Origin of the sequence: Variovorax sp. 38R, from assembly GCF_014843395.1 — a bacterium.
Taxonomy (GTDB): Bacteria; Pseudomonadota; Gammaproteobacteria; order Burkholderiales; family Burkholderiaceae_C; genus Variovorax; species Variovorax paradoxus_H.
The window spans coordinates 4,927,741-4,946,629 of the sequence record NZ_CP062121.1 but is presented as its reverse complement, the minus strand read 5'-3'; the positions used below and the strand labels follow the sequence as shown (position 1 = coordinate 4,946,629).

Annotated in this window: 18 protein-coding genes; 11 read left to right on the top strand and 7 right to left on the bottom strand. The window is 67.0% G+C overall.

Features of this window, described 5'->3' with window-relative positions; all coding sequences use genetic code 11:
- Positions 1 to 97 precede the first annotated feature (97 nt).
- Positions 98 to 1,513, top strand: a complete 1,416-nt coding sequence (gene shkS, locus IG196_RS22895; RefSeq protein WP_101489233.1) for a surface-behavior sensor histidine kinase ShkS — start codon at positions 98 to 100, stop codon at positions 1,511 to 1,513.
- A gap of 86 nt (positions 1,514 to 1,599) precedes the next feature.
- Here the strand turns inward: shkS and IG196_RS22890 are convergent, their stop codons facing one another.
- From IG196_RS22890 to IG196_RS22860, 7 genes are all read right to left on the bottom strand, one after another.
- The gene (locus IG196_RS22890; RefSeq protein ID WP_056578680.1) at positions 1,600 to 2,202 is read right to left on the bottom strand and encodes a LuxR C-terminal-related transcriptional regulator; all 603 of its coding nucleotides are present in this window, start codon (positions 2,200 to 2,202) and stop codon (positions 1,600 to 1,602) included.
- Positions 2,203 to 2,278: 76 nt separating this feature from the next.
- Entirely contained in the window at positions 2,279 to 3,610 is a 1,332-nt protein-coding gene (locus IG196_RS22885) for a tryptophan--tRNA ligase (protein ID WP_192193138.1), read from the bottom strand.
- Between the two features lie 17 nt (positions 3,611 to 3,627).
- A complete protein-coding gene (locus tag IG196_RS22880; RefSeq protein WP_192193137.1) occupies positions 3,628 to 4,299 on the bottom strand; it encodes a site-2 protease family protein in 672 nt (223 codons plus the stop codon).
- Positions 4,300 to 4,342: 43 nt separating this feature from the next.
- Positions 4,343 to 4,978 (bottom strand): L-threonylcarbamoyladenylate synthase, encoded by a 636-nt coding sequence (locus IG196_RS22875; protein ID WP_192193136.1) that lies wholly within the window; start codon positions 4,976 to 4,978, stop codon positions 4,343 to 4,345.
- A gap of 16 nt (positions 4,979 to 4,994) precedes the next feature.
- Entirely contained in the window at positions 4,995 to 5,972 is a 978-nt protein-coding gene (locus IG196_RS22870; RefSeq protein ID WP_101489237.1) for a DMT family transporter, read from the bottom strand.
- On the bottom strand, positions 5,969 to 6,826 hold the full coding sequence (locus IG196_RS22865; protein ID WP_192193135.1) for a 3',5'-nucleoside bisphosphate phosphatase: 858 nt from the start codon (positions 6,824 to 6,826) through the stop codon (positions 5,969 to 5,971). The genes IG196_RS22870 and IG196_RS22865 overlap by 4 nt, the downstream gene beginning before the upstream one ends.
- A 97-nt stretch (positions 6,827 to 6,923) precedes the next feature.
- Positions 6,924 to 7,958: a transporter gene (locus IG196_RS22860; protein WP_192193134.1), complete on the bottom strand. Its 1,035-nt coding sequence runs from the start codon at positions 7,956 to 7,958 to the stop codon at positions 6,924 to 6,926.
- A gap of 197 nt (positions 7,959 to 8,155) precedes the next feature.
- Here IG196_RS22860 and ppk2 point away from each other — a divergent pair, with 197 nt between their 5' ends.
- The 10 genes from ppk2 (at position 8,156) to urtE (ending at position 18,846) form a co-directional block, all read left to right on the top strand.
- Positions 8,156 to 9,079, top strand: a complete 924-nt coding sequence (gene ppk2 / locus IG196_RS22855) for a polyphosphate kinase 2 (protein WP_192197119.1) — start codon at positions 8,156 to 8,158, stop codon at positions 9,077 to 9,079.
- 52 nt (positions 9,080 to 9,131) lie between these two features.
- Entirely contained in the window at positions 9,132 to 10,169 is a 1,038-nt protein-coding gene (locus IG196_RS22850; RefSeq protein WP_192193133.1) for an alpha/beta hydrolase family esterase, read from the top strand.
- 20 nt (positions 10,170 to 10,189) lie between these two features.
- A complete protein-coding gene (locus IG196_RS22845; RefSeq protein WP_225616769.1) occupies positions 10,190 to 11,695 on the top strand; it encodes an MFS transporter in 1,506 nt (501 codons plus the stop codon).
- 97 nt (positions 11,696 to 11,792) lie between these two features.
- Positions 11,793 to 12,113, top strand: coding sequence for a nucleotide pyrophosphohydrolase (locus tag IG196_RS22840; protein ID WP_192193132.1), 321 nt, complete (start codon positions 11,793 to 11,795; stop codon positions 12,111 to 12,113).
- A 160-nt stretch (positions 12,114 to 12,273) separates the two neighbouring features.
- Positions 12,274 to 12,924, top strand: a complete 651-nt coding sequence (locus IG196_RS22835) for a tetratricopeptide repeat protein (protein WP_225616768.1) — start codon at positions 12,274 to 12,276, stop codon at positions 12,922 to 12,924.
- 116 nt (positions 12,925 to 13,040) lie between these two features.
- A complete protein-coding gene (gene urtA / locus IG196_RS22830) occupies positions 13,041 to 14,309 on the top strand; it encodes an urea ABC transporter substrate-binding protein (RefSeq protein WP_192193130.1) in 1,269 nt (422 codons plus the stop codon).
- Between the two features lie 194 nt (positions 14,310 to 14,503).
- Positions 14,504 to 16,051, top strand: coding sequence for an urea ABC transporter permease subunit UrtB (urtB, locus tag IG196_RS22825; protein WP_192193129.1), 1,548 nt, complete (start codon positions 14,504 to 14,506; stop codon positions 16,049 to 16,051).
- A complete protein-coding gene (gene urtC / locus IG196_RS22820) occupies positions 16,048 to 17,262 on the top strand; it encodes an urea ABC transporter permease subunit UrtC (RefSeq protein ID WP_192193128.1) in 1,215 nt (404 codons plus the stop codon). Before urtB ends, urtC begins: the two co-directional genes overlap by 4 nt.
- Positions 17,259 to 18,137: an urea ABC transporter ATP-binding protein UrtD gene (gene urtD, locus IG196_RS22815; RefSeq protein ID WP_101489246.1), complete on the top strand. Its 879-nt coding sequence runs from the start codon at positions 17,259 to 17,261 to the stop codon at positions 18,135 to 18,137. The genes urtC and urtD overlap by 4 nt, the downstream gene beginning before the upstream one ends.
- Positions 18,138 to 18,153: 16 nt before the next feature.
- Entirely contained in the window at positions 18,154 to 18,846 is a 693-nt protein-coding gene (gene urtE, locus IG196_RS22810) for an urea ABC transporter ATP-binding subunit UrtE (protein ID WP_192193127.1), read from the top strand.
- Positions 18,847 to 18,889: the final 43 nt, after the last annotated feature.

Here is an 18,889-nt window from a genome sequence, read left to right as displayed (position 1 = left end):
GCCGACAGGCCGTTAAGATCGCGAACTTCTGGCGCCTGCGCAGGCGTCTGTCTCCATCTTTCTCTGGTTTGGCCGCATCAACCACGGTCATGCATCCATGGCGAATGCGTCGATCGCAAGCGTGACACCCGCTCCGGCGTCGGCCGACGAGGCCGAGTCGTGGGTGCGTGGGGAACTCATCCGCAGCCTGATGCGTTCGGCGCGCGGGTCCTACATCGTGTCGGCGGCGCTCATGCCCGCCATGGTCGGCCTCAGCTGGGGCCACGTGCCCCGCTGGGAGCTGCTGACCTGGCTGGCCGCGGGCATCATCGCCACCACCTGCCGGGCCTGGGGCGCGCGCGTGTACGCCGTGCGCTATGCCGGACGCAGCGCGGTCGCGCAGCAGCAGTTCACCGACCGCTACGGCTTCGTGTGGAGCACCAGCGCGGTGGTCTGGGGTTGCTCGGTGCTGCTCTTCTTCGAGCGCACGCCGCAGGTCAACCAGTTCATGAGCTGGCTCATCGTGGCCGGCGTGGGCACCTTCCCGCTCAACGGGCTGGCGCTGCACCCGCCGCTGCTCAAGCGCTACGTCAACACGCTGTTCATCACCATGCTCGGCGCGGTGCTGGTGCGTCTCGTGGCCGTGACCTTGCAGAGCCCGCAGTTCCAGTACGGCTACCTCATGCCGCTGCTGCCGGCGCTGCACTGGTTCCTGCTGCTGCGCGCCGGCCGCAACATCCATGAGACCGCACGCAACAGCCTGGAGCTGCTGTTCCACAACCACATCCTGATCAAGTCGCTCACGCAGCAGCGGCAGGCGGCGGTGTCGGCCGTGGCCATGAAGAACCGCTTCCTGGCCAGCGCCGCGCACGACATGCGCCAGCCCGTGCTGGCGCTGTCGCTGTACGCCGACTGGCTGCGCAACGAGCCCGAGTTGGTGCTCGAACTCGCCCCGAAGATCGTGCGCGCCACCCACGCGGTGAACGCGCTGTTCGACTCCATGTTCGACCTGGCGCGCATCGACGCGGGCCAGGTGCGGCTGCACATCGAGCGCGTCGACGTGGCCGAGCTGCTGCACGACCTCGAGCTGCAGTACCGCCCCGTGGCCGAGAGCCGGGGCCTGGACTTCCGCGTGCACGTGACCGAGGGCTCGTTCCTCACCGACCCGATCCGCGTGCGCCGCATGATCGGCAACCTGCTCGCCAACGCCATCAAGTACACGACCGAAGGCGGCGTGCTGCTGGCTGCGCGCCAGACCCCCGAAGGCATGCGCGTGGAGGTGTGGGATACGGGCATCGGCATCGCGCCCGAGCACCTGCGCGACGTGTTCCTGGAGTTCTACAAGGTCGCGGACCATGCCGGCACCTCCGACGGCTTCGGCCTCGGCCTGGCCATCGTCGCGCGCCTGTCGCACGTGCTGGGCCACCCCGTCAGCGTGCGCTCGCGCCTGGGCAGCGGCAGCGTGTTCCGCGTGGCGCTGCACGATGCGGACGAGGCGGTGGCGCAGGCGCGGGTGAGTGCGTCGGGCGGCTGAGCGGTCGCCCTCAAGCGCTCTCGCGCCGCCCATGAAAAAACCGCGCACGAGGCGCGGTTCCTGATCAAGCCAGCAGCTTCGCGGGCTCAGCCGGACAGCAGGCCATTCGTCCGTGCATAGTGAAGGGCCTGCGTACGGCTCTTCACGCCCAGACGGCGGAACAGGCGCCACAGGTGCACCTTCACCGTGTGTTCGCTGATCTCCAGGTCGGTCGCGATGTCGCGGTTGCTCATGCCCTTGTCGAGCATGGCAATCAGCTGGGTCTGGCGCTTGGAGAGCTTGCCGCTGTTGGCGGCCGGCATCTCTTCGGTGTCGTCTTCCGACCCGGCCATCAGCAGGCCGCGCAGGGCGGCTGCCAGCTCGTTGGAGCTGGCCGACTTCTCGATGTAGGTATCAGCGCCGGCCTCGATGCAGGCGTCTTCCATGTCGGCAGCCGGGGCCGCCGAATACACGGCGATCGGCACGTTCGGATAGACCTGCTTGACCGCGATCACGCCCGAGACGCCATTGGTGTCCGGCAGCTTCAGGTCCAGGCAGAAAAGGGTGGGCGCGCCACGCTGCTGGACCGAACTGGCGAGCTTGTCGAGCCGCTCGAGCTCGACGATGTTCTCGGCGGGGCGCAGGCGACGCAGGACCATCACGATCGCGTCGCGCATCAGGGGGTGGTCGTCGATGACATAAATGCTCATGTTTTCTTCCTTTGTGATCGCACCGTCTTCTCTCTTGTCACACCCGCCGGCGGATGGCCCGCGGGTTGTTGCCGGATCAATGTCCCTGAGTGGTGGACGTTGCCTCCGCCAGTGCCTCCAGCGCCTCGGTGGCGGCGCGAGCCTGTTGCGCGTCGACCGGTTCGAGCTGCGCGGCCAGTACTGTGAGCGCCGCGCCGCGTTGCGCCTGCAAGTCGGCGATGGTACGGCCCGCTTCCTGCGGTGACGCGAATCCACGGCTTTGCAAAAGGGTTTCGCCGCGCGCATCGAGCAGCTTGAAATAGAAAAGGCCGTCGGCCTTCTCGCGGTATTGCTTGAAGCTGGGCTTTGCCACCTTGGCAGCCTTGGTGCCGCCGCCGTCGCGGCCTGCCGCGAGGTTGCGCAGGCCGACCGCGTGGCGCAGCGAGGTCATGAAGGGGCGCGACAGCTTGCGCGCCTTCTCGGCGCCCAGCAGCAGGATGCGCTCGATCTCGGCCGGGTCGTTCATGAGCGCCTCGTAGCGCGCACGCAGCGGCGCCACTTCGCGGTCGATGCGCTCGAACAGCACCTGCTTGGCGTCGCCCCAGGCGATGCCGTCGGCGTACGCCTTGCGCAGGGCTTCGGTTTCTTCGGCGCTGGCGAAGGCCTGGTAGATCTGGAACAGGGCCGAGCCCTCGGTGTCCTTGGGCTCGCCGGGCGCGCGCGAGTCGGTGACGATGCTGGCGATCTGCTTTTGCAGCTGCGCGCGCGGCGCGAACAGCGGGATCGTGTTGTTGTAGCTCTTGCTCATCTTGCGGCCGTCGAGGCCGGGCAAGGTGGCGACCGCATCGTCGATCTCGGCGTCGGGCAGCGTGAAGTGCTCGCCGTACTGGTGATTGAAGCGCTGCGCCATGTCGCGCGCCATCTCGATGTGCTGCACCTGGTCGCGGCCCACGGGCACCTTGTGGGCGTTGAACATCAGGATGTCGGCGCCCATCAGCACGGGGTACATGAACAGGCCCGCCGTGACGTCGGCGTCGGGCTCTTCGCCCTTGGCGATGTTCTTGTCGAGCTGGGCCTTGTAGGCATGGGCGCGGTTGAGCACGCCCTTGCCGGTGACGCAGGTCAGGAACCAGGTGAGCTCGGTGATCTCGGCGATGTCCGATTGGCGATAGAACGTGACGCGTTCGGGGTCGAGCCCGCAGGCCAGCCAGCTGGCCGCAATTTCGAGCGTGGAGCGCTGGATGAGCGCGGGCTCCTGCACCTTGATGAGTGCGTGGTAGTCGGCCAGGAAGAAGTAGCTCTCGACGCCGGCCGCGACGCTCTGGCGCACCGAGTGGCGGATCGAGCCGACGTAGTTGCCGAGGTGCGGCGTGCCCGACGGCGTGATGCCGGTCAGGACGCGCAGGGGAGCGGGAGAAGACGAAGCCATGTGACGGAAGGAGAAACTTAGAGCAGCATTGCCTTGAGCGGCGTGATGAGCAGGTTGATCACGAAGTAGCCGGCATCCATCAGCGGGCGCAGCCAGTAGGTGCTGACGATGCCGGCAATCACCAGCGCCATCACGATGAAGAAACCGTAGGGCTCGATGCGCGCCAGGAAGTTTTGCGCCGGGCCGCTGGGCAGCAGGCCGGCCAGCACGCGGCCGCCGTCGAGCGGGGGCAGCGGGAACAGGTTGAAGGCCCACATCACGAGGTTGACCAGCACGCCGCCCTGGCACATCTTGATGAAAAAGGTTTCATTGACGCCGGCCGCGACGATCGCGATCAGCAGCACGGCCCACAGGATGGCCTGGATGAAGTTCGATGCCGGGCCCGCGAGCGCGACCCAGATCATGTCGCGCTTGGGATGGCGCAGGCGATTGAAGTTGACCGGCACCGGCTTGGCATAGCCGAACAGGAAAGCGCCCGAGGTCGCGAAGTACAGCATCAGCGGCATCAGGATGGTCCCGATGGGGTCGATGTGCTTCAGCGGGTTGAGCGTCACGCGGCCCATCATGGCGGCGGTGTTGTCCCCGAAGTGGCGCGCCACGTAGCCGTGCGCCGCTTCGTGCACGGTGATCGCGAAGATCACCGGCAGTGCGTAAATCAGGACCGTCTGTATCAGATTGGAAATATCCACTGCGCGATTGTGTCAGAGAGGAATGGGGCGGCCGAGCCGTTCGTCAGAGGCCAAGCACCGCGAGTGCACCCCGGCCCTGGCGCACCACGACCGGGTCGTCGCCCGTGCCCATGGGCGTGAGGTCGACCACGGTGGTCGGCTGCGAAGCGCAGGCGCCGGCGTCGATGACGGCGCCGATCTGCTTCTCGAAGCGCTCGCGGATTTCCTGCGCGTCGTTCAGCGCCTCGGTCTCGCCGGGCGCGATGAGGGTGGTGGCCAAGAGCGGCGCGCCGTGCAGCGCCAGCAGCTCCAGCAGCACCTTGTGGTCAGGCACGCGCAGGCCGATGGTCTTGCGCTGCGGATGGCTCACGCGGCGCGGCACTTCCTTGGTGGCTTCGAGCAGGAAGGTGTAAGGGCCTGGCGTGGCGGCCTTCAGCAGGCGGTACTGCTTGTTGTCGACGCGCGCGTAGTTGGCCAGCTCGCTGAGGTCGCGGCACAGCAGCGTGAGGTGGTGCTTGTCGTCGACCTGGCGGATGCGGCGCAGCTGGTCGACCGCGTCCTTGTCGTCCAGGTGGCAGGCCAGCGCGTAGCTGGAGTCGGTGGGCACGGCCACGATCTCGCCGCGCGCGAGCAGCGCCACGGCCTGCTTCAGCAGGCGCTGCTGGGGGTTCTCGGGATGGACTTCGAAGTACTGGGCCATGAGGAAGATCTCCTGATCAGGATTCCGCGGGTTCGATCGGCACACGCCGCTCGCGCACGGTGAGCCACGCGCCGGCGGCGCCGCACACGGCGATCATCGCCATGCCGATCAGCGAAAAACGGTCGGGCACGTGGGAAAAGATGAGCCAGCCGCCCAGCATCGCAAAGGCGATCTGCGCGTACAGGTACGGGGTGAGGGTGGAGGCCGGCGCGCGCTGGTAGGCCAGGATCAGCATGAAGTGTCCCACCGTGCCCATGAAACCCATGAGACACAGCAGCGCCCACCATTCCCACGAGGGCAGGGCGGTCCAGGCGAAAGGCACGGCCACCGAGGCCAGCAGCGTGCCGACCCAGCCCGTGTAGAAGTGCATGGTCAGCGGGTTCTCGGTCTGCGCGAGCTTGCTGGTGAGCACCTGGAACCAGGCGTTGGTCAGCACCAGCCCCAGCGGCAGCAGCACGGCCCAGCTGAAGCTGCCGCCGCCCGGCCGCAGGATGACCAGCGTGCCGATGAAGCCGCCCGCCACCAGCGTCCAGCGCAGCGGCGACACCTGCTCCTTGAGCGTGGTGGCCGCCAGCAACGTGATCACCAGCGGTGCGATCAGCACGATCGATGTGAACTCGGCCAGCGGCATGTAGCGCAGGCTGAAAAAGGCAAAGAGGCTCGAGCCCAGCAGCAGCGCCCCGCGCAGCGCCTGGTAGCGCGGGTGCTGCGTGCGCAGCAGGGCCGTGCCGCGCAGCGGCAGCAGCACCAGCGTGGTGGCCACGGCCTGGAAGGCGTAGCGGAACCACACGCCCATGAGCACGGGCACGGCGAGCGTCGAGTACTTGGTGGCGGTGTCGAGCGTGGCGAAGCAGGCCACCGCAAGAATGACCAGCCCGATGCCCGCGAGGATGCGTTCGGACTCGGTGCGACGGCTGGTTTGCGCTGCGGCGCGTGCCTGGGCCAGCGCGGCGCTGGCCGCGTTGTCGGTGCCGGGCCCGGGGCTCTGGCTCACTGCTGGATGCGGTGGCCGAGCAGTTCCCACACCGGCGTGAGGGCGCCGGGCAACGGTGGCAGCTTGCCGAGATCGCAGTGGCTCTCGTCGGGGCTGTGGAAATCGCTGCCGCGCGAGGCGGCGAAATCGAACTCGAGCGCCTTGTCGGCGTACTCGACGAACTCGGCCGGCGTGTGGCTGCCCGTGACGACCTCGATCGCCTGGCCGCCATGCGCCTTGAATTCGAGGAACAGCGCGTACTCCTCGTTGGCCGTGAACTTGTAGCGGCCCGGGTGCGCGATCACGGCCATGCCCTTGGCGGCGGTGATCCAGTGCACGGCGTCTTTCAGCGAGGCCCAGCGGTGCGGCACGTAGCCCGGCTTGCCTTCGGTGAGGAACTTGCGGAACACCTCGGGGGTGTCGCGGCAGTGGCCCTGCTCGACCAAGAAGCGCGCGAAGTGCGTGCGCGAAATCAGCTCGGGGTTGCCGACGAACTTGAGCGCGCCTTCGTAGGCGCCGAGGATGCCGACCTTGGCCAGCCCCTCGGACATTTCCTGTGCGCGCTTGCCGCGGCCGCCGCGCGTGTCGTACAGGCCCTGCGACATGGCGGCGTCGTCGGGGTCGAAGCCCAGGCCGACGATGTGCACGGTTTGGTTCGCGAAGGTCACCGAGATCTCGGTGCCCGTGAGGTAGCGCATGCCGTTCTCGCGCGCGGCCGCAGCGGCGCGGTGCTGGCCGCCGACCTCGTCGTGGTCGGTGAGGGCCCAGAGCTCGACCCCGTTGGCGGCGGCGCGTGCGGCCAGCGCTTCGGGCGTCAATGTGCCGTCGGAGACCACGGAGTGGCAGTGAAGATCGGCATTGAGAGTGGAAGACACCCCGCCATTCTAGGGGGTCTGGAATATTGACGCGGGCGCATGGATGCTATGGAAGCTGCTACTAAATAAATAGCATTAATGCGACTGGGCATGCGGCTCAGCGCTTCTTGCGAAAAGCCGTCCATGCAGCTACGGCGGTGAAGGTGGCAACGATCGCCACCACGATCCAGAAACCGTGCCGGTGCTCCGCCAGCGGGATGCCGCCGACGTTCATGCCGAACAGGCCGGCCAGGATGTTGATCGGCAGCGCCAGCACCGTGACCACCGTCAGCACGAACAGGCTGCGGTTGTTGTCCTCGTTGACGTTGGCCGCGATTTCTTCCTGCAGCAGCTTGATGCGTTCCTGCAGCGCCTGCATGTCGCGCAGCACCACCGAGAACTCCTCGGTCGAGCCGCGCAGCTCCTGTGCGTCGGCCTCGGCCATCCAGGCCGGCGGGCCCTGCAACAGGCGGAACAGGGCGGCCGGCTCGGGCGCCAGCAGCCGCTGCAGCCGCACCAGCAGCCGGCGCAGCACGCCCAGCCGCGCGCGCTTGTGGTCCAGGCGGCCGGCCAGCAGTTCGTCTTCGATGCGGTCGATGCGCGAGGTGACGCCGCGCACGATCTTCACCAGCACGTCGGCCTGCGCGCGCAGCAGGTGCTCGAGCAGCTCGGTGCTGGAGCGCGGCGCCTCGCCCGCCTTCACGGCCGTGCGCAGCGCGTCGACTGAGCGCAGCGGCTTGGTGCGCGCCGTGACCACCAGGCGCGGGCCGACGCTGATCCACAGCGTGGAAATGTCCGAGGGCTCGAAGCTGAACTCGAAGTGCACGTCGTTGATGACCGCGATCAGCGAATCGTCCGCGCGCTCGATGCGCGTGGAAGGCAGGCCTTCGTGCAACGTCTCGTAGAAGGTGTCCGACAGCGCCGCGTGCCGAACCAGCCAGCGCTCCGCATGCGCATGGCTGAGGTTGAAGTGCAGCCACACGTAGGCGCCGCTGTCGCCGAGCGTGCCGGCATCTGCCAGCCACGCCGCGGCCTGCGCCGAATCGATCGCCCGCGCGGGCTCCGGCGCCGCGGCATCGAACAGGTAGCCGCAGATCAGCCCGGCTTCGTCGCCGCCATAGGACTGCGCGGCGAGGTCATGAAATACCGACAAGGTGCGTGGTCAGAAAAGACGTAGGAACAACAGGCGCCCGCCCGGTTGATGGGCTGCCAGCGTGCCCCGGATGGTGTTCGTGCCATGTGACAACGGCGTGTCGGCTTACAGAAAACAGCCGCAAAACCGTCACGCCGCCGTCATGCGGCGGGTGCAGCATGCTTTTTGTCTACCCGCCACTCTTGCCCCTTCTCATCATGCTGACGAGCGCACTTCCCGACCACGAAGACCTGATGCAACGCATCGCCCGCGACCTGATCGACAGCTACGACGAAGAGCTCGAGCTGGAAATCGAAGACCGCAACTTCGACGGCCTCGACGCCGCCACTTCCAACACCTCGACCGACAAGGCGGCGCGCCAGGCCTATTTCAAGGAGCTGTTCCGCCTGCAGGGCGAACTGGTCAAGCTGCAGGACTGGGTGCAGCACAGCAAGCAGAAGGTGGTCATTCTTTTTGAAGGTCGCGACGCGGCGGGCAAGGGCGGTGTCATCAAGCGCATCACCCAGCGCCTCAACCCGCGCGTGGCCCGCGTGGCCGCACTGCCCGCACCCAACGACCGCGAACGCACGCAGTGGTACTTCCAGCGTTACGTGGCGCACCTGCCGGCCGCCGGGGAGATGGTGCTGTTCGACCGCAGCTGGTACAACCGCGCCGGCGTCGAACGCGTGATGGGCTTCTGCAGCGACGACGAGTACGAAGAATTCTTCCGCACCGTGCCCGAGTTCGAAAAGATGCTCGTGCGCTCGGGCATCAAGGTCATCAAGTACTGGTTCTCCATCACCGACGACGAGCAGCACATGCGCTTCCTGGGCCGCATCCACGATCCGCTCAAGCAATGGAAGCTCAGCCCCATGGACCTCGAAAGCCGCCGCCGCTGGGAGGAATACACCAAGGCCAAAGAGATCATGCTGGAGCGCACCCACATCCCGGAGGCACCGTGGTGGGTGGTGCAGGCGGTCGACAAGAAGAAGGCGCGCCTGAACTGCATCAGCCACCTGCTGGGCCAGTTGCCCTACCAGGAAGTGGCGCACGCGCCGGTCGAGCTGCCTGCACGCGAGCGGCACGACGACTACCTGCGTCAGCCCGTGCCCGCCAACATGATCGTGCCGGAGATCTACTGAGGTTCAGCAGCGGCTGCTTGGCCGCATGGCGCTTTTGCCTGCACACTGCGCCATGGCCCGTCGCTCCACCGCTTCCTTCTTCGCCCGCGCTTACGAGCGCAACCTGAAGGCGCTCACCAAGCTCACGCTGAGCAACGGCAAGCGCGTGGCCGGCCAGGTGCAACGCGCCACTGCCAAGCGGCTCAAGCCGCCGCCCGGCAAGGGCGACTGGCTCAGCGGCATGGCGATGGGCGCGGGCGGCGCGCGCGGCTATCACCTGTTCCGTCCGGCCGACCTGGTGCTGCAGCCCGGCGAGAAACTCCCGCTCTTGGTCATGCTGCACGGCTGCGGCCAGACCGGGCGCGACTTCGCAGCCAGCACGCGCATGAACGCACTCGCGGTGCGTGAGCGCTTTCTCGTCCTCTACCCCGAACAAGACCGCATCGCCCATCCGCAGGGCTGCTGGAACTGGTACGAGCGCCGCTCCGGCAAGGCCGACGCCGAGGCCGCCACGCTGATGGCTGCCGTCGACCAGGCCTGCATGCTGTACCCCGTGGACCGCGACCGCGTGGCCGTGGTCGGCCTGTCGGCGGGTGCGAGCATGGCGGCGCTGCTGGCCACGCGCTATGCGAACCGCTTTCGCGCCGTGGTCATGCACTCGGGCGTCGCGCCCGGCGCCGCCAAGTCATCGGCCACCGCGCTCGGCGCGATGCGCGGACAGCACGTGCCGCCGATGCCCGTCACCGCGGTCGGCAAGGCGATGGGCGCTGCGGCCGTCTTCTCGACGCTGCCGCCCCTGCTGGTGCTGCACGGCGACGCCGACGCCGTGGTCGCGCCCAGCAACGCCGTGAGCAGCGCGGCCGTGTGGGCCACCGCCGTGGGCGCGCACGCCGGCCTGCCGCGCGACCTGCAGCGCGGCCAGCGCCGCGCCATGCGCGTGACCGACTTCAAGCGCCAGGGCCGCACCCTGGTCTCGCTGTGCGAGATCGCGGGGCTCGATCACTCGTGGAGCGGCGGCGCGCGGGGGCTGTTGTTCAGCGACCCGATCGGGCCCGATGCGACGCGCATGGCGTGGGCCTTTGCGGCCGCGCAGTTCAAGCGACCGCGCTGAGCGCCTGACGCGCTGGGCGCATGACCTCTCAGGTCATTGCCGCGATGCCCGCCTGTGCCGACAGTGGGGCCATGACCTCGTCGAACCCTGCCGCTTCTGCTTCATCGATCGCCTCCGCCACGCCTGGACCGCTGGGCCTGTGGGTCATGCTCAGCGGCACCTTCCTGGTGGTGCTCGACTTCTTCATCGTCAACGTCGCGCTGCCGTCGATGCAGCACGACCTGCAGGCCAGCGCGGGCACGCTGCAGCTGGTTGTCGCGGGCTATGGCCTGGCCACCGCCGCGGGGCTGGTCACGGGCGGCCGGCTGGGCGACCTGTTCGGCCGGCGCCGCATGTTCATGCTCGGCCTGCTGCTGTTCACGCTCGCCTCGGCCGCCTGCGGCGTGGCGCCGAACGCCGAGCTGCTCGTGGCCGCGCGCGTGTTGCAAGGCCTGGCCGGTGCGCTGCTGCAACCGCAGGTGCTCGCAATGATCGGTCTCGCCTACACGGGCGAAGACCGGGCACGCGCCTTCGCGGCCTACGGGCTCACGCTGGGCCTGGGCGCCACGCTGGGGCAGCTGGTGGGCGGCGTGCTGATCCATGCCGACCTCGCGGGGCTCGGCTGGCGCAGCTGCTTCCTCATCAACGTGCCCATCGGCCTGCTGGCGCTGGTGCTCGCGCCGCGTGTGGTACCGCCTTTGACACAGGGCAGTGGCAGCAGCCGGCTCGATCTGGCGGGCGTTTCACTGGTCGCGGTCGGCTCGGTCGCCGTGGTGCTGCCGCTGGTCGAAGGGCGCCAGCAGGGCTGGCCGCTGTGGAGCTGGCTGTGCCTGGCCGCTGCCGTGCCGCTGTGGGGCTTCTTCGCGAGCCAGCAGCGCCGCCTCGCGGCACGCGGCGGCGCACCGCTGGTGGCGCCGGTGCTGCTCGCGAACCGCCGCTTTGTGACGGGGCTGCTCACCACGCTGGCCTTCTATGCGGGCACCGCCTCGTTCTACTTCGTGCTCGCGCTGTATCTGCAGCAGGGGTTGGCGCTGGGCCCGCTCAGCTCCGGCATCGTCTTCACCGCACTGGCCGTCGGTTTCTTCGCGACCTCGATGGCCGGCGCCCGCATCGCCCGCCGCTTCGGCGGCAAGCCACCGATCGCACTCGGCGCCCTTGTGCTCGCGGCGGGGCATGCGCTGCAGTGCGTCAACGTGGCCGGCTGGCCGGGCCACACGCACGTCGTGGCGTGGACGGTGCCGCTGCTGTTCGTGCAGGGCGCGGGGCTCGGCATGGTGATGGCGCCGCTGGTGTCCACCGTGCTCGCCGGCCTGCCACCGCAGCACGCGGGTGTGGCGTCGGGCGTGCTGTCGATGGTGCAGCAGGCGAGCAATGCGCTGGGGGTGGCGTTGATCGGGATCTTGTTTTATGGGCGGCTGGGGCGCGAGGCGGATTACACGTCGGCGTTCGGCGTGGCGCTGGTTTATCTGATGGTGTCGGCGTTGCTCGTGGCGGTGTTGCATTGGCGAGGTGCCCGCCATGGCCGGGGCGCAGAAGCGATTCGATGACTCGCCGCCGGCGTCTTACCCAGATTGGGTAGCGCCATGCCCAATCTGGGCTTTTCGCCTCATGCCACACTCGTTCCGCACCACAGGAACGACACGCATGGCCACCGATCTGCAACGACTGACTCAAGACTTGCGCGACTTCGCCCAGGCGAGGGACTGGGAGCAGTTTCATTCCCCGAAGAATCTCGCCTCTGCGCTGTCGGTGGAGGCGGCCGAACTGCTCGAACACTTTCAATGGCTCACCGAAGCGCAGAGCCGATCACTCGGGGCTGAGCAACGCGACGAAGTCGGTGCCGAGATGGCGGACGTCTTTCTCTATCTCCTGCAGCTTGCCGACAAGCTGGGCATCGACCTGATCGACGCGGCGCGGCGCAAGATGGTCGTCAATGCCCAGAAGTATCCGGAGCCTGGCCAGTAAAGCTTGCGTCTTGCCGAGGGGGCCCTCGGGTATCGCGTGGCGATGCTTCCCCGATTTGGCGGCCCGCGCCGCAAGGCGCTCACTAGCCTGCCCTGTCCATTCATCAAGAACGAATAGGGAGACTCGAATGAAACGTCTTTGGATCGCCATCGCAGCCTCGTTGCTGCTCACCGCGGCTGTCGCATCCGCCGACCCGCTGCCGATCAACCAGTTGCCGATGTACGGCGGTCGCGCGAAAACAGAAGCAATGAAGAACGCCGATGCCGACTTCATCGCATCGATGGAGAAGCGGGGCCTCTCCCGCGCCGAGGGCGCGAAACAGGCGCTCGGGCGGGGCTGGACGGCCTGGAGCAAGAGAGACATGACAACCGCCATGGCGCGCTTCAACCAGGCCTGGCTGCTGGACCCCGAGAACGGCAACATTTACCACGGCTTCGCGTTGATCATGGCGGATCGCGACGGCACCACGTCCGAGGTCGAGCGCCTCTTCCGAGTGGCCACGTCGAAGCAGAAAGTCGACGCCGAGGTCTTTGTCGACTACGGCAAGTTTCTCTGGATGGAGAAGCGGCTCGATGAAAGCCAGGCCGAGTTGAACAAGGCGCTCCGGATCTCGCCGATGGCGCGCAACGCGCGCTCCCACATGGCGTTCGTGCACTACCTGAAGAACGACTTCGCCAGTGCCTGCACCTGGGCGAGAGAAGCCAGGATCAACGGCGACGAGTTCGAGGCTGGCTTTCCCGAGGACATGTGCCGTCGTGCCGACAAGCCGGACGAAGGAAAGCCCGCTTTCCCGGCCCGCCCTCCCGCCTGAGTACCTCCGTGTACGCCACCCGGCGTATTTCCCCTTGGTGGTGCGTTCCGCAGACTCCTCTCCATCGCCAGCCCTGTGCTGTCGAACGGTTCAATCAACCCGGAGCAGGAGTCCACATGCAACGTCGTTTCACCCTTCAGGCGCTCACCGCCGCCGTCGCGCTGGCCAGCATTGGTGCTGCGCCCGCATTTGCCGCCGACACCATCAAGGTCGGCGTGCTGCACTCGCTGTCGGGCACGATGGCCATCTCGGAAACCGTGTTGAAAGACACGGTGCTGATGGCCATCGACGACATCAACAAGAAGGGCGGCGTGCTGGGCAAGCAGCTCGAGCCCGTGGTGGTCGACCCGGCCTCCAACTGGCCGCTGTTCGCCGAGAAGACCAAGCAGCTGCTCGGCCAGGACAAGGTCTCGGTGATCTTCGGCTGCTGGACCTCGGTGTCACGCAAGTCGGTGCTGCCGGTGGTCGAGGAAATGAACGGCCTGCTGTTCTACCCCGTGCAGTACGAGGGTGAAGAACTCTCCAAGAACGTGTTCTACACGGGCGCCGCGCCCAACCAGCAAGCCATTCCGGCCGTCGACTACCTGATGAGCAAGGAGGGCGGCGGCGCCAAGCGCTGGGTGCTGCTGGGCACCGACTACGTGTACCCCCGCACCACCAACAAGATCCTGCGCGCCTACCTCAAGAGCAAGGGCGTGAAGGACACCGACATCGACGAGAAGTACACCCCCTTCGGCCACAGCGACTACCAGACCATCGTTGCCGACATCAAGAAGTTCTCGGCCGGCGGCAAGACGGCGGTGGTCTCGACCATCAACGGCGACTCCAACGTGCCCTTCTACAAGGAACTGGGCAACGCGGGCCTGAAGGCCAAGGACGTGCCGGTCGTCGCCTTCTCGGTGGGCGAAGAAGAACTGCGCGGCGTGGACACCAAGCCGCTCGTGGGTCACCTGGCCGCATGGAACTACTTCATGTCGATCAAGAACCCGACCAACACGGCGTTCATCAAGCAGTGGGGCGACTACGCCAAGGCCAAGAACATCGCCGGCCACAAGGACAAGCCGCTCACCAACGACCCGATGGAAGCCACCTGGATCGGCATCCACATGTGGAAGCAAGCAGTGGAGAAGGCCAAGTCGACCGACACCGACAAGGTGATCGCGGCGATGGCCGGCCAGACCTTCACGGCCCCCTCGGGCATCGTCTCGAAGATGGACGAGAAGAACCATCACCTGCACAAGAGCGTGTTCATCGGCGAGATCAAGGCCGACGGGCAGTTCGGCGTGGTGTGGAAGACGCCGGGTCCGGTGAAGGCCAAGCCGTGGAGCCCGTACATCGAAGGCAACGACAAGAAGCCTGACCAGCCTGCCGGCAAGTCGATGTAACTCGACGACCAAGTCCCTTGCCTTGCTCCCTCTCCCCTCGGGGAGAGGGCGGGGGTGAGGGCAACGGCGGTCGATCTGGCCGCCGCGCTCGTTGGATGGCCGCCGGCCCTCACCCCAACCCTCTCCCCAAGGGGAGAGGGGGCAACACGAACCTCATGATGCTTCGACGAACCCTTCACTGCGCCTTCGCCGCCATGCTCCTCGCAGCGTCGGCCGCCCACGCGCTGACCGCCGACGAAGCCCGAGCCATCGCCTCCGGCGAGTCCGAAGCCCGCATCGCCGCGCTCAACAAGGCCGTCCTCACCGCCGACGACAAGACCTCCGCCTTCATCCAGGCCATGGCCGACGACGCCGTGAAGTACACCGAAGACAAGGTCTTCGTGATGAAGGACGACAAGGGCTACGACCCCGTCACAGGCGCTGAACTGAAAGTGCCCGACACCGCCGAAGACGTCGTCAACAACAACCTCATGCGCGGCGCGCTCGATGCCGCGCAAGCCGCGCTCAAGCTCACGAGCACCGACGACGCGGTGCGCGCCGAAGCCGCGCAAGCGCTCTTCAAGGAGCCCGACGAATCGCGCGTGCCGATGGTCGAGAAGGCGCTGGCCGCCGAAAAGAATCCGAAGATCAAGGCGCAGCTCGAACTCGTGCGCGCCGCCAGCATGCTCACGAGCGCCGACAAGGCCAAGCGCCTCGCCGCGGCCAAGGAGCTGGGCAACAACCAGAACCCCGACACCAAGCTGCTGCTCAACCAGCGTCTGGCCGACGAGACCGAAGCCGATGTGAAGGCGGCCATCACCGCCTCCATCGCGAACATCGACGGCGCGCTGGTCTGGGGCGACCGCATCAACGCCGTGTTCAGCGGCATCAGCCTGGGCTCGGTGCTGCTGCTGGCCGCGCTCGGCCTGGCCATCACCTACGGCCTCATGGGCGTCATCAACATGGCGCACGGCGAGCTGATGATGATCGGCGCCTATGCCACCTACGTGATGCAGGGCATCTTCCAGAAGTACATGCCCGAGGCGGCGTTCGGCTGGTACCTCGTGGCCGCCATTCCCGTGTCGTTCATGGCATCGGCGCTCGTGGGCGCGGTGCTCGAACGTGGCGTGATCCGCTTCCTCTACGGCCGGCCGCTCGAGACGCTGCTCGCCACCTGGGGCATCAGCCTGATGCTGCAGCAGCTCGTGCGCACGCTGTTCGGCGCGCAGAACGTCGGCGTCGAAAACCCTGGCTGGATGAGCGGCGGCTTCACGATGCTGAGCAACGTCACGCTGCCGTGGAACCGCATCTGCATCATCATCTTCGCGGCTCTGGTGCTGCTCGCGATGGGCTGGCTCATCGGCAAGACGCGCCTGGGCCTGTTCGTGCGCGGCGTCACGCAGAACCGCCCGATCGCCTCGTGCATGGGCGTGAACACCGCGCGCATCGACACCTACGCCTTCGCGCTCGGCTCGGGCATCGCGGGCCTGGCGGGCTGCGCGCTGAGCCAGATCGGCAACGTCGGCCCCGACCTGGGCCAGAGCTACATCGTCGACAGCTTCATGGTGGTCGTGATGGGCGGCGTCGGCCAGCTCGCGGGCACCGTGTATGCGGCGCTGGGGCTGGGCATTCTCAACAAGTTCATCGAAGGCTGGGCGGGCGCGGTGCTCGCGAAGATCGCGGTGCTCGTTTTCATCATCATCTTCATCCAGAAGCGCCCGCAAGGCATCTTCGCGATGAAGGGCCGGAGCGCTGAGGCATGAGCAAGGTCGTACTTCCCACCAAGGGGCCGCTGCTGAGCGGCAAGGGCTGGACGGCCTTCTTCGTCGCGCTGATCGTGGTCTGCGCGATCGCGCCGGTGCTCAACATCGTGGTGCCGGTCGACAGCCCGCTGCACATGAGCGATTACGCCGTCGCGCTGGTCGGCAAGATCATGTGCTACGCCATCTGCGCGCTGGCCATGGACCTGATCTGGGGCTACACCGGCATCCTCTCGCTCGGCCACGGCCTGTTCTTCGCGCTCGGCGGCTACATGATGGGCATGTACTTGATGCGCCAGATCGGCCGCGACGGCAACTACAAGAGCGACCTGCCCGACTTCATGGTGTTCCTCGACTGGAAGGAACTGCCCTGGCACTGGACCTTCAGCGGCAGCTTCGGCATGACGCTGCTGCTCATCGTCGCGGTGCCCGGCCTCATCGCCTTCGTGTTCGGCTTCTTCGCGTTCCGCTCGCGCATCAAGGGCGTGTACTTCTCGATCATCACGCAGGCCATGACCTTCGCGGCCATGCTGCTGTTCTTCCGCAACGAGACGGGCTTCGGCGGCAACAACGGCTTCACCGACTTCAAGCGCATCCTGAACATTCCGATCGCCACGCAAGAGATGCGCATGACGCTCTTCGCGCTCACGGGCCTCACGCTGCTGGGCTTCTTCCTGTTCGCCAAGTGGCTCATCGGCAGCAAGTTCGGCCGCGTGCTGCAGGCCATTCGCGATGCCGAAACGCGCGTGATGTTCTCGGGCTACAACCCGCTGCCGTACAAGCTCACGATCTGGGTCATCTCCGCCATCATGTGCGGCGTGGCCGGCGCGTTGTACGTGCCGCAGGTGGGCATCATCAACCCGGGCGAAATGAGCGCGGCCAACTCCATCGAGATCGCGGTGTGGGCCGCGGTGGGCGGACGCGCCACGCTGATCGGGCCGATCATCGGCGCCTTCATCGTCAACGGTGCCAAGAGCTGGCTCACCGTCGCCTACCCCGAATACTGGCTGTACTTTTTGGGCGCTTTGTTCATTGCTGTCACGCTGTTCCTGCCGAACGGCATCGTGGGGTTGGTGAAGAAGTGGCTGTCGAGGGAGAAGACGCCAGCGGCCGAGCCTGTGCAAGAAGCACGACGCGCCATCGCTGCAGAGAAGGGCGTCGAGCCCGAGGCGCTGGTCTCGCTGCCCGTGGACGCGAAGGGAGCCCGCGCATGACGCCCGACCTGATGGAAGCCGGCGCCGAGCGCGCCGCACGCGCGGCCCACCTGCATGCGGGCACGGGCCAGACCGAATCGGGTGGCCGCGAGGCCGGCTTCGGTCGCATCGCCACGCCGGGCGAGGTCGACATCACGCACGGCCGCATCCTGTACCTCGAAGACGTGAGCGTGAGCTTCGACGGCTTCAAGGCCATCAACAAGCTGTCGCTCGACATCGCGCCGGGCGAGCTGCGCTGCATCATCGGCCCCAACGGCGCGGGCAAGACCACGATGATGGACATCATCACCGGCAAGACCCGGCCCGATTCGGGCACCGTGTTCTTCGGCAGCACCATCGACCTGCTGCGCCACCGCGAAGCCGACATTGCGCAGCTGGGCATCGGCCGCAAGTTCCAGAAGCCGACCGTGTTCGAACATCTCACCGTGTTCGAGAACCTCGAGCTTGCACTCAAGACCGACAAGGGCGTGCGCGCGTCGATGCTGTTCAGGCTCGACTCGGCGCAGAGCGACCGCCTCGCCGAAGTGCTGGAAACCATCCACCTCGCCGACAGCGTGTCGCGCCTGGCCGGCAACCTGAGCCATGGCCAGAAGCAGTGGCTCGAAATCGGCATGCTGCTGATGCAGGACCCGAAGCTGCTGCTGCTTGACGAGCCCGTGGCCGGGATGACCGACGAGGAAACCGCGCGCACCGCCGAACTCTTCCTCACGCTCAAGGGCAAGCATTCGCTGATGGTGGTGGAGCACGACATGAGCTTCATCCGCACCATCTCCGAGATCGTGACCGTGCTGTGCGACGGCTCGGTGCTGGCGCAGGGCACGCTCGACGAAGTGCAGGCCGACGAGCGCGTCATCGAGGTCTACCTGGGCCGCTGACGGAGGAACCGAAGCCATGCTGACAGTCAAGAACATCCACCAGTACTACGGCGGCTCGCACATCCTGCGGGACGTCAGCTTCGAGGCGCACCTGGGCAAGGTCACCGTGCTGCTCGGCCGCAACGGCGTCGGCAAGACCACGCTGCTGAAGTCGCTCATGGGCCTCGTGCCCATCAAGAGCGGCAGCATCGAGCTCGAAGGCAAGCCGATCCAGAAGGCCACGCCGTACGAGCGCGCCCGCGCCGGCATCGGCTTCGTGCCGCAGGGCCGCGAGATCTTCGCGCGGCTCACGGTCGAAGAGAACCTGCGCATGGGCCTGGCCTACAAGAGCGGCGGCACGCCGATTCCTGCGGAGCTGTTCGAGCTGTTCCCCGTGCTCAAGCAGATGATCAATCGGCGCGGCGGCGATCTGTCGGGCGGGCAGCAGCAGCAACTGGCGATTGCCCGCGCGCTGGCGCCCAAGCCCAAGCTGCTGATCCTCGATGAGCCCACCGAGGGCATCCAGCCCAGCATCATCAAGGACATCGGGCGCGTCATCCGCATGCTCGCCGACCGCGGCGACATGGCCATCGTGCTGTGCGAGCAGTACTACGACTTTGCGCAGGAGCTGGCCGACGATTACCTCGTGATGGAGCGCGGCGAAGTCATCGCGCGCGGCCTGGGCAAGGACATGGAAGCGCAGGGCGTGCGGCAGCTCGTCGCCATCTGAATTGCAAGACGGTACCGACGCGCCGCACGAGCGCATCTTCACA